This is a genomic window from Rhizobium sp. SRI_017, assembly GCF_057586295.1.
This window is the reverse complement of record NZ_JBYCZP010000020.1, coordinates 87769-103185: the sequence shown is the minus strand read 5'-3', so window position 1 is coordinate 103185 and position 15417 is coordinate 87769. Positions and strand designations below refer to the sequence as shown.

At 59.6% G+C, this 15417-nt stretch carries 11 protein-coding genes and 2 pseudogenes; 8 read left to right on the top strand and 5 right to left on the bottom strand.

The annotated features are described in order from the left end of the window. Positions 1–1703, bottom strand: a pseudogene (locus AC2YI2_RS30120) (beta strand repeat-containing protein); the annotation flags it as partial. A gap of 602 nt (positions 1704–2305) precedes the next feature. Here AC2YI2_RS30120 and AC2YI2_RS30115 point away from each other — a divergent pair. The 5 genes from AC2YI2_RS30115 (at position 2306) to AC2YI2_RS30095 (ending at position 8552) form a co-directional block, all read left to right on the top strand. Then, positions 2306–4360 carry an O-linked N-acetylglucosamine transferase, SPINDLY family protein gene (locus AC2YI2_RS30115; protein ID WP_487390224.1) on the top strand — a complete coding sequence of 685 codons (2055 nt, stop codon included), beginning with the start codon at positions 2306–2308 and terminating at the stop codon, positions 4358–4360. Between the two features lie 33 nt (positions 4361–4393). Beyond that, positions 4394–5665 carry a DUF6250 domain-containing protein gene (locus tag AC2YI2_RS30110; protein ID WP_487390223.1) on the top strand — a complete coding sequence of 424 codons (1272 nt, stop codon included), beginning with the start codon at positions 4394–4396 and terminating at the stop codon, positions 5663–5665. Between the two features lie 28 nt (positions 5666–5693). Further along, a complete protein-coding gene (locus AC2YI2_RS30105; RefSeq protein WP_487390222.1) occupies positions 5694–6851 on the top strand; it encodes a UDP-galactopyranose/dTDP-fucopyranose mutase family protein in 1158 nt (385 codons plus the stop codon). Positions 6852–7014: 163 nt separating this feature from the next. Beyond that, on the top strand, positions 7015–7719 hold the full coding sequence (locus AC2YI2_RS30100) for an SDR family oxidoreductase (RefSeq protein WP_487390221.1): 705 nt from the start codon (positions 7015–7017) through the stop codon (positions 7717–7719). A 419-nt stretch (positions 7720–8138) separates the two neighbouring features. After that, on the top strand, positions 8139–8552 hold the full coding sequence (locus AC2YI2_RS30095; RefSeq protein ID WP_487390220.1) for a VOC family protein: 414 nt from the start codon (positions 8139–8141) through the stop codon (positions 8550–8552). A 93-nt stretch (positions 8553–8645) separates the two neighbouring features. Here the strand turns inward: AC2YI2_RS30095 and AC2YI2_RS30090 are convergent, their stop codons facing one another. Genes AC2YI2_RS30090 through AC2YI2_RS30080 form a run of 3 tightly spaced genes read right to left on the bottom strand, consistent with a single transcriptional unit; the run spans position 8646 to position 12629 of the window. Beyond that, positions 8646–10622, bottom strand: a complete 1977-nt coding sequence (locus AC2YI2_RS30090) for a hypothetical protein (protein WP_487390219.1) — start codon at positions 10620–10622, stop codon at positions 8646–8648. After that, positions 10615–11697, bottom strand: a complete 1083-nt coding sequence (locus AC2YI2_RS30085) for a toxic anion resistance protein (RefSeq protein WP_487390218.1) — start codon at positions 11695–11697, stop codon at positions 10615–10617. The genes AC2YI2_RS30090 and AC2YI2_RS30085 overlap by 8 nt, the downstream gene beginning before the upstream one ends. Then, positions 11694–12629, bottom strand: coding sequence for a hypothetical protein (locus AC2YI2_RS30080; RefSeq protein WP_487390217.1), 936 nt, complete (start codon positions 12627–12629; stop codon positions 11694–11696). The genes AC2YI2_RS30085 and AC2YI2_RS30080 overlap by 4 nt, the downstream gene beginning before the upstream one ends. A gap of 115 nt (positions 12630–12744) precedes the next feature. Between AC2YI2_RS30080 and AC2YI2_RS30075 the strand changes: the two genes are divergently transcribed. Beyond that, entirely contained in the window at positions 12745–13128 is a 384-nt protein-coding gene (locus AC2YI2_RS30075; RefSeq protein WP_487390216.1) for a VOC family protein, read from the top strand. A gap of 115 nt (positions 13129–13243) precedes the next feature. Beyond that, positions 13244–13927 carry a hypothetical protein gene (locus AC2YI2_RS30070; RefSeq protein WP_487390215.1) on the top strand — a complete coding sequence of 228 codons (684 nt, stop codon included), beginning with the start codon at positions 13244–13246 and terminating at the stop codon, positions 13925–13927. Positions 13928–14159: 232 nt separating this feature from the next. Here the strand turns inward: AC2YI2_RS30070 and AC2YI2_RS30065 are convergent, their stop codons facing one another. Then, entirely contained in the window at positions 14160–15062 is a 903-nt protein-coding gene (locus AC2YI2_RS30065; RefSeq protein WP_487390214.1) for a LysR family transcriptional regulator, read from the bottom strand. A gap of 156 nt (positions 15063–15218) precedes the next feature. On the opposite strand from AC2YI2_RS30065, the pseudogene AC2YI2_RS30060 reads away from it, so the two are divergent. Beyond that, positions 15219–15359, top strand: a pseudogene (locus tag AC2YI2_RS30060) ((R)-mandelonitrile lyase); the annotation flags it as partial. Positions 15360–15417: the final 58 nt, after the last annotated feature.

The window sequence follows — 15417 nt, the reverse complement described above, 5'->3', positions numbered from 1 at the left end:
AAAGCCGCCAGATTGTCGGTGGAAAGGCCGGCAAGAGCAGCGGTGGAGATCGCAGCGATTTCTGCCGTCGAGAAGGTGTCGAGGTCTTCAGACGAGAGGACTGCGACCTGAGCCGAGTTCAGTGCGCCAACCTGGGCCACACTGAGCGCTTCAGCCTGATCGGAGCTCAGGGCATTGATCTGGTCAGTCGTCAGAGCGGCCAAGGCAACGGTCTTGAGCGAGGCGACCTGATCGGTCGTCAGAGCGGCAACGCTGTCCGTGGTCAGCGCCTTGACCTGAAGGGTCGTGAGCACGCCAATCTGAGCGGTTGTCAGGACTTCAGCCTGGTCGGTCGTCAGTGCTGCGATCTGCCCGGTCTTTAGGACGGCGACCTGGTTGGTCTTGAGGGCAGCGATGCTGTCTGTGGACAAAGCCGCCAGATTGTCGGTGGAAAGGCCGGCAAGAGCAGCGGTGGAGATCGCAGCGATTTCTGCCGTCGAGAAGGTATCAAGGTCGTCGGAGGACAGCACGGCCAGCTGAGCGGAGCTGAGAACCGCCACCTGAGCAGAGGTCAAGGCCTCCGCCTGGTCGGTGCTGAATACGTCAATCTGGGTCGCCGAAAGCGCAGCGATCGTCGTGGTCTTGAGCGCGGCAACCTGGTCGGTCGTGAGCGCAGCGACGCTCTCGGTGGTGAGTACCTTCGCCTGAGCGGTGGTGATCGCAGCGACTTGCGCGGTCGTCAGCGCTTCGGTTTGATCGGTCGTCAGAGCAGCAATCAGGCTGGTCTTGAGGGCTGCGATCTGACTGGTCTTCAGCGCGGCGACGTTGTCGGTGGATAGCGCGGCGAGGTTATCGGTGGAGAGACCACCAAGTGCCATGGTGCTCAAGGCCGCGATTTCGGCGGTCGAGAAGGTGTTGAGATCTTCAGAAGCGAGGACGGCCAACTGAGCGGAGGTCAGAGCGCCGGCTTGGGCGGCGCTGAGCGCTTCGGCCTGATCAGAGGTGAGCGCTTCGAACTGCAGGGTCGTGAGTGCTGCAATCATCGTGGACTTGAGCGAAACGACCTGATCGGTCGTAAGGGCAGCGATGTTGTCGGTGGTAAGCGACTTCACCTGCAGCGTCGTGAAAGCAGCAAGTTGTGCGGTGGTGAGAGCTTCGGCCTGGTCGGTCGTCAGAGCAGCGATCTGCCCCGTCTTTAGCGCGGAGATTTGCGTCGTCTTCAGCGCTGCCACCTGGTCGGTAGATAGAGCAGCGACGTTTTCGGTGCTCAGAGCACCCAGAGCGATCGTGGTGATGGCAGCGACATCGGCGGTGGAGAAGGCTGCGAGGTCTTCAGATTCCAGTGCAGCAACCTGCGCCGAGCTGAGAGCTGCGACCTGTGCCGTGGTGAGGGCCGCAGCCTGATCCGTCGAGAGACCTTCGATCAGCGACGCGCTGAGCGACGCGATCTGCGTCGTCTTCATGGCCTCGATTCTGGCTGCGTCGAGTACCGCCAACTGATCCAGACTTAAGCCCTTCAGCGAGGTAGAGCTGATAGCGCTTACCTGCAAACTGGACATGGCCGCAAAGTCTTCGGTTTCAAGCGCTGCGATCTGGGCCGAGGTGAGAACCGCGACCTGCTTGGTGGACATCGCTGCGATGTCGCCTGTCTTCAGGTCGGCAATCACCTGTGTCGCGAGTGCCTTGATGCTGCTGGTGCTCATAGTGGTGATGATTGAGGTCATGGGACGCGAGCCTTCGGTTAGCCGTTTGTGAATGCCGTTTTTGCCACTGCTGCCTGAAAGCGCCTTATGCACTCGCACGCAGTATCAGCGCCTGCTGCCGAAGCAACTCTGGCGCCGCCCGCTTCGCCGGCCGCCCTCCGACGCGAATCAGCGTCATGGCGTCCAGTTGGACGGAGTAAATCTTGTTGGGTGACATGGCTCGTGGGAGCCCAAGCGTTCGGAGGCTTCATGCAGACAGGGCTATTTGCCCTGGTTCCTACGCCATTGAAGGTACCGTCCCGCTTCCACAGTTCGGCCCCAAGTAGTTGCCAACTCCACATCGAGATCGACGCAAATCGGCAAGTCTTGCATCGATGATTAGCTGTCAGGGTTAAATTATTGGTTAATGAAGCTGGCGCGGGACTTGTCACAACCTCAAGTATTTTGCGGCAGTGCAAACTTTCGCACTCCTGCGTAAAGGTCCTCGTCAGAATTGGTGCGAAACGCGCGTCAATTTCCCGTCCAAACGACAAGCCCAAAGCAAGCTAGCGTCTTTAAAGATCAATGAAGCTAGCAAGCATCTCCTCAACCCCGACCCTCGGGTCGCCTGCTCTGGTGTGTCGATGTATATGAACAGCCCTTCTGCCCCTGCCCCCGTTTCGCCGCTCGATGGCGTGATCGAGCGGGCGCGGCAACAGCAGCTCTCCATCAGCGAACTCTTCCAGTTCGCCGAGAACTTCAACGTTACCGGACACCGGGGGGAGGCTGCCGAACTCTACAAGGCATGGATCGCCTATAACGACACCAATCCTCTGCTCCACCTCGTCTTCTTTAACTTTTCAGTCACGCTTCGGCAGATGGGCGACCTCACGGGGTCTATTCATGCGCTGCGCGCCGCTCTCAGGATCGAGCCGGCCTTCGGCCAGGCGCATATCAATCTCGGCCGTGCGCTTGAAGATGCAGGCCTCACCGGCCAGGCGGTCGAGCAGTGGAAGACCTATGTCGAGCTGACCGGCGAACTAACCCCTGATCGCATCGGCCACCGGTTGATGAGCCTGCAGCATATCGGTCGCGTGCTTGAAAATTCGGGCGCGCTCGAACAGGCCGAGACCACACTCTGGAAAGCGATGGAACTCAAGCCGGAGCGGACGGAGGCCGGTCAGCATTGGACCGCGCTACGCCAGCGCCAATGCAAGTTTCCGACGCTGGTCGCGTCCGAGCATGTCACGATGCGCAACCTGCTCGACGCGCTCTCTCCCCTTACGCTCGCCTGCTATTCCGACGATCCGGTCTTCCAGCTCGCCAAGGCCTATCGTTACTGCAAAAACCTTGTCGGACGTCCCGACCTGACCGGTTTCGGCCGGATCACGCCACGCAAGAAGACCGGCACGGGCCAGCGTCTTCGCATCGGCTATGTTTCCTCGGACCTTCGCGACCACGCGGTCGGCTTCGCGCTGCGCGAAGTACTCGAACTGCACGACAAGTCGAGCGTCGAAGTCTACGCTTATTACATGGGCGACAAGCGCACCAATGATGAGACGCAGACCCGGATGATGGCCGTGGTCGATGTCTGGCGCGACATCGTCGCCATGGATGACCGGGCGATTGCCCAGCAGATGATCGCCGACGAGATCGATATCCTGGTCGATGTCAACGGCTTTACCAAGCACGCCCGGACCAAGATCTTCGCCTACCGCCCTGCTCCTGTCATCGTCAATTTCTGCGGCTTCCCCGGCACGATGGCGAGCCCGTTCCATCAGTATGTCATCACCGACCCGCAGATCGTTCCGCCGGAAAACGAAATCTACTATACGGAGAAGGTTCTCCACATCGCCTGCGACCAGCCGATCGACCGCAAGCGTCAGATCGCGCCGAAGCCGACGCGCGCCGAGTTCGGTCTGCCCGAGGATGCCTTCATCTTTGCCTGCTTCAACGGCATGCAGAAGATCACCCAGCAGTGCTTCGGCCGCTGGATGGCGATCCTGACAGCCACCCCCGGCAGCTTGCTCTGGCTGCTTGGCGGCGACGATGAAGCCAACGAGCGTTTAAAGCTGATGGCGACGCAGGCCGGCGTCGATGCCGAGCGCCTGATCTTTGCGGCGAAGGTACCGAATGCGCGCCACCTCGCCCGTATCGCGCTGGCCGATCTCTTCCTCGACACCTTCCCCTATGGCGCCCACTCGACGGCAGGCGATGCGCTGACCGTCGGCCTGCCGGTGCTGACCTTTCCCGGCAAGGGATTTGCGTCGCGCTTCTGCTCGTCGATCGTACTCGCCGCCGGGGTTCCGGAACTGATCTGCGAGAGCCCCGACGACTATGTCCGCAAGGCGGTGCTGTTTGCCCACGATCGGCAGACACTGGCCACCATCCGGCAATCGCTGTGGGACAAGCGCGAGACCAGCGTGCTGCGCGACATTCCGGGCCTCGCCCGTCGCCTCGAGGAGCTTTACTGGCAGATGCAGGGCGAAGCCGAGCGCGGCGAAACGCCCGTCCCCGACTTCACCAATCTCGACCTCTATTACGAGGTCGGCTGCGAGGTCATGCAGGAAGGCATCGAGTTCGACGACACGGACGCCTTCCGCAAGCGCTACACCGACAAGCTCAGGCAGTACCACGCCTTCTCACCGATCCCTTATGACAAGCGGCTGTGGACAGAAGCCACGGCTATCGGCGCATAAGCGACTGAAACTCTCAACTTGCGAGGACATTGGATGGCCCCGGTTATTCTCATCACATTCGCCGGCCGGCAAAAGCGAATGGAAATCCTGACCCAGTATGTCCATTCTGCGATGGACGCTGGGATCATCGACGAATGGCATGTGTGGGACTTCACCCGCTCGCAGGAAGACCATGAATGGGTGACGCGGGAATTCGGCCCGGTCCGCTATATGGGCGCCAATGCCGGCTACCAGGCCAATGGCTCGGTGTCGCCAAAGCAGCCGCTCCGCATGAGCGCCTCCATCACCAACGACCTGCATATCGCGATCGTGCCCAATGACGACAGTGGCGAATTCCACGAACTGGTCATCGGCGGTTGGGGCAATTCGCATTCGGTGATGCGCAAACTGCCGAAGACGGCGCTGACGAATTTCGACCGCAACAACACGCCACCGACCTGGAGCAAGGCGACGCTCGGCATCCTTTCACCCGGCACTGCAAACCAGGTCGTGCTCAGCGTCGATAGCGAGGGCGTTCCCACGCTCAACGTCAACAATGTGCAACTCGCCCGCTGGCCGGAACTCGACCTCACGTCTGGCGCCCAGATCATGGTGCGTGGCGGTTGGGGTGGCAATCTCGAGCTGGGGGACGTCCGCTCGCGCATCCAGCGCTTCGTCGGCAATCCCGGCGAACACATGCCCTACTGGCAGGCCTATGACTACTATGCCAGGCGGATGAAGAGCTTCGAGGATTCGATCTTCCTGAAATGCGACGACGATATCGTCTATCTCGACATCGACAAGCTCGGCGACTTCGTCGAATTCCGCCGGACCAATCCGAAATATCTCGTCGTCTCCGCCAATGTCGTCAACAACGGCGTCTGCGCCTATTTCCAGCAGGCGGCGGGCTCGATCCCCGAGCGGGTCGGCCATTTCGAGCGCCCGCCGGGCGGCTTTGGCGGCAGCCTGTGGCTGAGCGCGGAGAAGGCCACCCAATTGCACGACTATTTCCTTGGAACCAAGGACAAGCGCCTGCCGCTGCCTGAGAAGGTCGTTGACTGGACCGAACGCCAGTCCATCAACTTCATCGCCTGGCTCGGCCGCGACCTCGTCCATATGGCACTGCCCAAGGGCGACGACGAGAAGGCACTGACCGTCGACCTGCCCGAAATGCTCGACCGGCCGACCGCGATCTATTCCGATTTCATGGTCAGCCACCTCAGCTTCGGCCCGCAGGAGAACGGTCTTAACGTCGACCGGCTGATTGCCGCCTATGACGCGCTGATGCGCAATGCGCTCGGTGCTGTCGATCAAATCGCCGCCTGACAAGGACAATACGGGGGATCCGTCGAGAATGGCTGGACGTGGAAGAATAGCAGTGGTCGGCGCCGGCCTTTCCGGCGCCGTTATCGGCCGGGAACTGGCGCTTAAAGGCTACAAGGTCGAGGCCTTCGACTCGCGTAACCATATCGCGGGCAATTGCCATACCGAGCGGGACAAGGACACCGGCGTCATGGTCCATATCTATGGGCCGCATATCTTCCACACCGACGACACCGAGGTCTGGGACTATGTCAACGGCTTCCAGACGTTCATCCCCTACAAGAACCGGGTGAAGACGACGTCGGGTGGCAAGGTCTATTCGCTCCCCGTCAACCTCCACACCATCAACCAGTTCTTCGACAAGACCTTTCGGCCGGACGAGGCCAGGGTCTTCATCGAGGAGATCGCGGATACCTCGATCACGGATCCCCAGACCTTCGAAGACCAGGCGATGCGCTTCGTCGGCAAGGGTCTCTACGAGGCCTTCTTCAAGGGCTATACCCAGAAGCAGTGGGGCTGCTCGCCGACCGAGCTACCAGCCTCGATCCTCAAGCGCCTGCCGGTTCGCTTCAATTACGACGACAACTACTTCGCCCACAAATTTCAGGGCATGCCCGAGAACGGCTATACCGACATGATCGGCCGGATCCTCGATCATCCCAATATCACGGTCCATCTCGAGACGACATTCTCGCGGTCGCAGAAGGACGAATTCGACCACGTCTTCTGGTCCGGCCCTTTGGACACTTATCTCAACAACGAATTCGGCCCGCTCGGCTACCGCACGCTCGATTTCGAGCGCTTCACCTATGACGGTGACTACCAGGGCACCGCCGTGATGAACTATGGCGATGTCGACGTGCCCTTCACCCGCATCACCGAGCACAAGCACTTCTCGCCATGGGAAGAGCACCGGGGCTCGGTCTGCTACCGCGAATTCTCCCGCGCCTGCGGCCCCGACGACATCCCCTATTATCCGATCCGGCTGGTGAAGGATAAGGAGCAGCTTGAGCAATATGTTGAGCGCGCGAAGCGGGAAACCGGCATTACCTTCGTCGGCCGCCTCGGCACCTATCGCTATCTCGACATGGACATGACCATCCGCGAGGCGCTGGACACGGCGCGGGAATTCCTGGCCAAGAAGGCCGAGAACGCCCCCGTGCCTGTCTTCGTGAAGTCGCCGATCTGAGACGCCGATCGCCACTTCCCTTGGCCGCAGCCATGAGCGGCCCTGATCGATCGCATTCAAAATAACTGGTTAGCCACATCCGTTTCGCAATGCTATTTCACGCCAGAACACAGAACGGGCTGCGGGCAGTCGCTCGCGGACAGGAATGAGAAGGCGTGAAACCATGGCAACGAACAAAGTGGCAATCATCACCGCAGGCGGCAGCGGCATGGGTGCGGCAGCCGCCAGGCGCCTCGCGGCCGACGGCTTCAAGGTTGCAATCCTGTCCTCGTCAGGCAAGGGCGAGGCGCTGGCCAACGAACTCGGCGGTATAGGCGTGACCGGCTCGAACCAGTCGAACGACGACCTGAAGCGCCTCGTCGATACGACGGTCGAGAAATGCGGCCGCATCGACGTGCTGGTCAACAGCGCCGGTCACGGGCCGCGCGCGCAGATCATCGAGATAACGGACGAGCAGTGGCACACCGGCATGGACGTCTATCTGATGAACGTCATACGCTCGGTCCGGCTGGTGACGCCGGTCATGCAGGCCCAGAAGTCGGGCGCCATCATCAACATCTCGACTGCATGGGTATCGGAGCCGTCGCCGATGTTCCCGACCTCGGCCGTTTTCCGCGCCGGGCTCGCCGCCTATACCAAGCTCTATGCCGACAGCTATGCGGCCGACAATATCCGCATCAACAACGTCCTGCCGGGCTGGATCGACAGCCTGCCCGGTACGGAGGAACGCCGCGACAGCGTACCGATGAAACGTTACGGCAGCAGTGCTGAGATCGCCGCAACGATTGCCTTCCTCGCTTCCGAGGGCGCGGGCTACATCACCGGCCAGAGCATCAAGGTCGATGGCGGGCTCATGCGGTCGGTTTGAGGCACGGTGCAGGAAAGAAATCTTGGCTGGGGCGCATGGATTCCCGGCTAAGAAAATCGGCTCCTTTCAAGCCTTTGAAAAGGTTTGAACATCACGTTTTCCTGAAATGACTGGCACGACAGTCTGGTACGACATCAAGACGACAATTTGCTGCTTTGCGTCGAATGCGTGACACACAATCAATCAAGGGTTAACTCCCTTTGCGACGGCGCTGCTTGCCGGACGATCCCGTAGTCGAGCGAGGGAAGGCGCGCGCCGGAACCGGAAATGATTTCCGCCTTGCGCCAAGAGGAGCAGAGGCCTAAGCAATCCCCGACGAAGGCCGAACACTGCAGTACGCCGTGCAAGCAGAACCGCGAGAAAACGATTTCGCTTTCGTGGCGCGGGCGGTATTTCCGTCGACGCAAAGGAGCCATACGATGAAGAGCCTGTTCCATCTCGCCTACCATGTGACCGATCTCGACGCCACTCGTTCGTTCTATGGCGACGTCCTGGGTTGCCGAGAGGGGCGCAGCACCGAGACGTGGGTGGATTTCGACTTTTTCGGACATCAGATATCCCTCCATCTCGGCAGACCGTTCGAGGTCACGCGCACGGGCAAAGTTGGGGATCACATGGTGATGATGCCTCACCTTGGCGTCGTCCTGCCCCTCGACCTATGGTTCGACCTCGCCGCGAGATTGGAGAGCGCCGGCATCGCCTTCGACATCCCGCCTGTCGTCCGTTTCAAAGGCGAGCCGGGTGAGCAGCGAACCATGTTCTTCTTCGATCCGAGCGGAAACCCGATTGAAGTCAAGGGGTTCAAGGATTTCGACAGTGTGTTTGCAAACTAAGAGTCCAGCGACGACCACCTGACGATTGATCCCGTCACGGCAGTTCCGCGCCAAGAGCAGTCGTCAGAATCGGAACAACGGGCCTGCGGAACGTCAACCTGCACCCCCCATACGGCTTCCAATCCGTCTCGTCGCCTCCATTTGAGCGTGACTGTTTTGTAAATCGAGAATTCTGCTGCGCCGCCACAGATACACGAGAGCCAGAAGTATAGCGGTCGAGCCCAGTCCGATCAGAAGCAGTGCAGCAGATAGAATCGAGCCAACAATATGCCTGCTATGTCCAGGCATGGCGAAATCGCTTTCTACACTGCCGCCGATGCGTTCCATGCCATTCGCCTCGGCCCATTCACGCATGACGGCGAGCCGCCACTCCACGGATGGATAAGACCAGAAGTCGAGCATGCCCACGGCCGACACCTGCTCGGCAGTTCGCGCGGCGTCGCCGGCGAGATAGGCGAGCTGCGCCAGCGTATAGTGATAGGCCTCGAACACACGGGCCTGTTCCGGATCGCCAGCCGGGTCGGAACCGCGCGAGAAAGCCTCTATCGATTTGACTGTCCCCGGCTTGAAGTCGGAGACTGCAATTTCGACAACTCCACTGCGCGGGAAGACAAGGGAAGCGAGCTGGCCGCCGAAAGTCATCAGCAGCATCAGGGCCAGAAATAGGCGAAATTGTCGGAGGCCGAGAAGAACGAGCGCCAGTAGTCCGCCGAGATAGTAGGGCCACACGACCGGGGCGATGAGCAGCATGCGCTGGTTTGCGGTGACATTGTCGAAGCCGTTCGGATAATGGTCGAACAGCGGCGCAAGCATGTGGACAGTCGTGAAGCCGTCGTTCGCTTGGGCCGAAGGCACCTGGAGATAGAAGGCAAGCGATGCCAATGCTACGCCGCCGATAACGAAAGGCGCAGCGACACCGAGCGCCCAACGCAAGCGAAGACGAATTTTCCGAAGGCTTGCCGCGAAGACATTGTCTTCCATTGTCGAGGTTGACGGCATGGTGAGTTTCCTTAAAGGCCTGCTCGCGTCGATCTTCCGTCCGAGCGCATCCACGCGGCCGATCCGTCTCCTGATCCTGCCCGCGATCCATTCGATCGACAGTCCGACGACGATCAGAACGACCCCCAGGCCGAGCAGCGTATCCGTCATGACCGTCACCTGCCAACGACGAACCCGGTAGTCGGATACGGCGTCGGGCGAACCGATCCCCTCACTGAGGAGATAGTGCTCCAGGCCCACCATACGGAGATTGGCGTAGACATCCGAGCCGACCGCCGCCCTCGCGCGCGACAGGTTCGCGGCGACCAGCTCTGGCTCGCCACGGAAGAATGCATCCTGCGCGACGAGGTAGGCCTTTTCTCCCGCTAGATTTTCGGGCCATTCGAGTGCAGCCATGTTGTTCAGCTCCCCGTCCTCTTGGGAGGAACGAGGCTTGATGGCACCGGGCGTGTTGACGACCGCAAAGCGAACCGCCGGACGCTTCTCGTCTTTTGGCGGGGCCATGACGTCGAGCGAGAAATAGGTTCCTGCAGCAAAGCTGGCGATCAGGAACATGCCGGCTCTTACGAAATCACGGTGTCGAAGAGATGTTGCCAGTCCTGCAAGGAGGATCAGGGCGGCGGTAACGCCTACTCCGGGAACTGGAAGGCCGAAGACAGGCCAGGGCACGAGACAGAAGCCAAGGATCAGCCCGACAAGTATCCGCCGCCGACGCAGGATCGCGCTGAATGCAACGAACCAGAGCACAGCCATGAATATGCCCGCCTCGTGGGGATCATGGCGATATTCGCTTGGCACGACGTGACTGACTTGTGGTTTGGTGAGCTCCCAGGCAGCGGCAACATGCGAGGGCAGGTCAATCCAACCGTTGCGGATGAAGTCGTAACCGCTGATGTGCCGCCAGAAGAACAACGCCGTGAGCAATGCAAGCAGGCCCAGGAAGGCAAGTACCTCGCCGATGAGACGGGCGTTGGCCTCCTTGACCTCAAGCGACATCGACGCGGTGTCGGCGGAGCGGCCGGCGACCGGATGACGCGGCGTGCGCCCGAAACCCTGTTTCAGTTCATTCATTCGTTTCGACGCCAGCCTTTGACTGGGTCAACGCACGCACCGCATCAGCCATTTCGCCACGTAACCGAGCCAATTCGGAAATTGTAGTCGCCCGCGAAGCCTCGCCGTTTATGTGGATGGCTCGCACTTCCTGCAACGTCTGGAGCACGTTGGCATGCACCGATTTCAGGGTCTCGACGTCGATGACAAGTCGCTGATTGGATTTGGCGACGGAGATGGAATTCTGCTTCAGCAGTTCCGCATTGCGCTTCATCATCGTGTTAGTAGCGTCGTCGATGGCATCTGCAAGGCCAACCGCTTGCTTCTGCTCGTCCAGCGTCAGCGCGAGTAGGAAGGTGCGTTTCCAGGCAGGAAGCGTCAGTGTGCGTATAGTGGTGAACTTGTCGATGATGGAAAGGTTGTTGGACTGCAGGACGCGCACCATGGGCAGGCTCTGCATCGCCGCATGTTGCAGAACGACGAGGTCGTCCTTGCGCTTGGCCAGCGACTTGCTGGCAGCCTCCAGTACCGCGAGATTCTCCATGCTCGCCATGTCGCTCGCTTCTTTCAAAGTGGCGAGTTCGCGTTCCACTTCGGCAAGCCGCTTGTCTATGGCCAAGACATGCAAGCCCAGCCCTTCATATTCTTCACGAATGCCGCGATAGATCGCCTCGTAGTCGCGATCCCGCCTTTCCATGCGCTCCGCGGTGGTCTCTACGGAAGCGACCAAATTGTCGACTTGTGTTTTGACACTCTCGAAGCGGGCAACGGCACGCTCCTTGCTGCGTGTCAGGAATTTGAGCACGCCGCCGATGATCGGCAGACGGCCAATCGGATGGTCCAGCGAAGAGACGTCGAATTCCTGTGCGGTAGCGACGATTTCGGTCAATGTCCGCCCAGTCTCGGCGAGATCGGAGGGGCGCGCCTTGGAGAGAATATCGTCCGTGTAGCGCCCCGTCGCCTCGGCGACTTTTCCTCCGAACTCGAGGATCGAGCGGGGCGAAAAGACGTCGATCGACGCAGCCAACTCATCAACCTTCGCGTCTTCTTTGGACTTTTCGGGCATGCGTGAAGCTGAGGCAGTGGCGATGCTCATGTCTGCAATTCTCCCCTGAAATATTCCTCGAGTGCCGACTGGCACAGAATGAAATTTTTGATGTCCGCATCCCCCATGCGCAGGCGACCTGACGCATGGAGGACCGCAAACAGGTGCTGCCGCCAGAGCGGCATGACGACCGTGGCGATGTCGGTGTAGCGATCGAGCAGCGCCTTGAGACCGCTGGCCGCGAGGTCGAATTGGGCGATCGCCATCTCATTTGCAGCGTGGATCGCAATCAGGTTTGACAACCGCCGTCCAAATCGATCGCTCAGAGAAGGATTGCGACCGTCGTCATCCTGCGCGACGCGTTCGCCGAACGCTATGAGTTCGGCAAGACCCGGCTGACCGTTCCGCAAGGAGACGCACTCATCCTCCATGGTGGCGAGGAGCCGGCGCGCGCGCTCGGACGAGGCGCGAAGTGCCTCGAGCACAGCCTCAAGCTGTCTTGCAGCCAGTTCGAAGGTCAGACGCGCCTCGATATCCGCCCCCGTCAGCCGGTGGAGCCATCCCTGTTTGGCAAGCAGGCGCTCGACGTCCATCGAGGAGATCGTCGCCAGGGCGCGACTGATACTGCGGCGCATTTCGGACGCCCGTTCCGGGCTAAGAAGTGCATTGTCGATCTCCCGGGCTTCATACCCGTTGTCGAGGATGCCAAGCGCCTCCTCGTCCGGACCGTGCTGAGCGGCGGAGAAATCAGGATTGCTCGATCGTTCAGATGGTGTCACCAGGTCCACAACCAACCCTCTTACGCGATACGCGCAGAGATGGCAGATGGATATTAACATCCAACGCAAGCCAAAAGATCGAATTTGAAACTTTGCGTCGCAAAATCGATCGGCGATACGAATGTCTGGCCTTGGGTGAAATGTGGTCGACCAAGCCGAATGGCGACTTCGGCAAATGCGGATGTGATTTCCGCTCTGGGCCAACGGGAGCCAAGACCTCACGTCTCCGTTACGCCGACTCCGGACATTGCCGAGGTCGCAAAATCCGGTAATCTTTTGCGCTGTCTGCGTCGTCAAATAAGCTGTTTGGGATGATGTGATGAACCTAAACCAAGTCACTGTGACGATGCCCAACCTCGACGAGGGCTGGGCATTTTACTGTGCTCTCGGCTTGGTGCCGGTCGTGGATGCTCGGCCCGACTATGTGCGCTTTGTCTGCCCTGACGGCGGCAGCACGTTCTCCTTGCACAAGGGGAACGACGTCAGCGCGGGCACTACCGTCTACTTCGAATGCGACGATTTAGATGACAAGTACCATAGCCTATTGGCTGCAGGAATTGCGTTTTCCACGCCGCCCCAGGACCGGAGTTGGCTGTGGCGGGAAGCTGAGCTTTTTGACCCCGGCGGAAATCGTATCTTGCTGTATCTCGCTGGAAAAAATCGCATCGATCCGCCGTGGCGGATCAAATCCACTGAGGAATAGACCGCGCGGCCGGTCCGCCTTGGGCCACAAGCAGCAGAGACCGGAATTCTCAGACGCGCCGACTACGGTCTATCTTGATTAAGGCAATTCTTCCCGAGAAGCGAGCACGCACACCGTGACGGATACATCCGGCCTGCTTCGTGCAGCCATTGAAGACAACATTGTATGGTGCAGTCGGGTCTGTTCCGTTCATGGGTCGAATGAAGTCTTGTCGCCAATAGCTTGGACAAACTTAGCTGCTTCGCCGCCCTTTTATCCGAACTTCATAACCCGAGAGAGAGGCGTACAAAACGAGATTGCTGCACTTGCCGACAAAGTCAGTAGAGCTAATCAGGCTGGAGGATGGGGAATCAAAGATAGCTTCGGAGACCTTATGCTCCCCGAGCAAAGTTTTGAACGGATACTGGCTGGAAACTGGTACGGGGGAGCGATATCGATTGGTGATACTGAGGGTTGGACGACGGTGGCTTCCCCCGCCGAGTTGCATATCTGGGAAAAGGCTTGGGGCTCTTGCGAAGATACGATTTTCCCAAGCTCCTTGCTCGATGACAACAGGATAAGATTTTGGGTCAAGGGTGACTTCGGCGTAATTCGGTCGGGCTTCATCAGCTTTTCCACTGGATTTTCCGTTGGAATATCCAATTGGTTCTCAATTGAGAGCCATTCGTTCGCGCAAATTGGATTGTTGAAAGTAGCAGGGTCGATTGCGCGTGGGCTACCCACAGTGTGCTGGTCTACAGACGACCTCACCGACGAAGAGGTTGGTTTAGCAAACTCGGCCCTCTCCAAGTCTGGATAGCCAAGTAGCGGGTTGGCGGCGTCGACGTCCGTAGTGGGCCAAGATGGGTCAGACCTCAGTTCTCTGAAGCGTCAAAGGCAGAAGTCGTCTCGCCTTTGCGCCCTCATTTCGGACGTCCGTGCAATTCGTTGGGCCACCCGAAAGCAGACGGTCCGCTCATCACTTCTGCAATGCGCAATGAGCCGACATCATACGTTGGCACCTTCGCGCCCTTGTGGTCATCGAGCTCTCGCTATGCCGTTGGCACTCTATTGCGCAGGGTCTCTACCACGACCGAGAATGCAGGCAGGTTCTGCCTACGTGTCGGATAATAAAGAAAATATCCGGCAAATTTCGGTGACCAGTTGTTGAGGACAAGCTGCAGCCGGCCGCTGGCGATGTGGGGGCCGACCAAGCTCTCCGGCACATAGGCGATGCCGTAGCCTTCGAGAGCGGCATCCACCATGGCTTCGGACGTGTTGAACGTCAGCTGTCCATCGACGCGGACGCGAACTTCCTCATCGTCCTTTTCGAACTCCCAGGCATAGAGCCCTCCGGTCCGCGACTGCCGCCTGTTGATGCAATTGTGCTGCATTAATTCCTGCGGATGCCTGGGCGGCGGATGTCGCCGGAAATAGTCCGGCGAGCCAATGGCGACCAGCCGCCAGTCGGGCCCGATCCGGACCGCGACCATGTCCTTCTCGACACTCTCGCCCAGCCGGACGCCGGCATCGAAACCTTCTTCCACGATATTGCGGAACCCGTTGTCGATGTTGAGCTCGACCCGTATGTCCGGATAGCCGCGCAGCATCGGGGCGAGCTTCGGCCAGACCACGCTTTCCATCGCATGATCGGAGAGCGTGATCCGCACCGTGCCGGCCGGCTTGTCTCGATAGGCCATCACGGCTTCGATGTCGGCCTCGATCTCCGCGATGCGCGGTGCCATGGATTGTCTGAGCCGTTCACCGGCTTCCGTCGTCGCGACGCTGCGTGTCGTCCGGGCCAGGAGCCGCAGCCCCATCCGCGCTTCCAACTGCTTGACGGCGTGACTGAGAGTTGATTGCGCGATGCCGAGCTTGGCGGCTGCTTTTGTAAAGCTGCGCTCCTCGGCGACCGCCAGGAACCAGAGCAATTCGTTGAAATTTCCGCGCGCCATGCAGCCCGTTCCGTTGAATGGATGAGGCGCTATTGTTAGCGGATTTCGATAGGTCCATGCAAATTACCATGACTAATCGAGATTATCGCGTGGTGCTATATCGAGTCCACACAATGTCGGCCGCTAACGGCCGCCGAGAACATGTTACCGCGGAGATTCGAACCAGGCGAAACGCACTGGCACGGAGCCGGACCTGGCACGGCGATGACGCACATCGCCATCCAGGAATCGCTCGACGGCAAGGCGGTCGAGTGGCTGGAAAAGGTCAGCGACGCGGACTACGGCGCAGCATCCTGACCGGATCGTCGACGTCGGACATCAAGAAACACACACACACACAGTCATGGAGCGGCAA

Bases quoted from the DNA above. Each gene is read 5' to 3' on its own strand.
- AC2YI2_RS30115 (WP_487390224.1), top strand. From the start codon at position 2,306: ATGTATATGAACAGCCCTTCTGCCCCTGCCCCCGTTTCGCCGCTCGAT.
- AC2YI2_RS30110 (WP_487390223.1), top strand. From the start codon at position 4,394: ATGGCCCCGGTTATTCTCATCACATTCGCCGGCCGGCAAAAGCGAATG.
- AC2YI2_RS30105 (WP_487390222.1), top strand. From the start codon at position 5,694: ATGGCTGGACGTGGAAGAATAGCAGTGGTCGGCGCCGGCCTTTCCGGC.
- AC2YI2_RS30100 (WP_487390221.1), top strand. From the start codon at position 7,015: ATGGCAACGAACAAAGTGGCAATCATCACCGCAGGCGGCAGCGGCATG.
- AC2YI2_RS30095 (WP_487390220.1), top strand. From the start codon at position 8,139: ATGAAGAGCCTGTTCCATCTCGCCTACCATGTGACCGATCTCGACGCC.
- AC2YI2_RS30090 (WP_487390219.1), bottom strand. From the start codon at position 10,622: ATGAATGAACTGAAACAGGGTTTCGGGCGCACGCCGCGTCATCCGGTC.
- AC2YI2_RS30085 (WP_487390218.1), bottom strand. From the start codon at position 11,697: ATGAGCATCGCCACTGCCTCAGCTTCACGCATGCCCGAAAAGTCCAAA.
- AC2YI2_RS30075 (WP_487390216.1), top strand. From the start codon at position 12,745: ATGAACCTAAACCAAGTCACTGTGACGATGCCCAACCTCGACGAGGGC.
- AC2YI2_RS30065 (WP_487390214.1), bottom strand. From the start codon at position 15,062: ATGGCGCGCGGAAATTTCAACGAATTGCTCTGGTTCCTGGCGGTCGCC.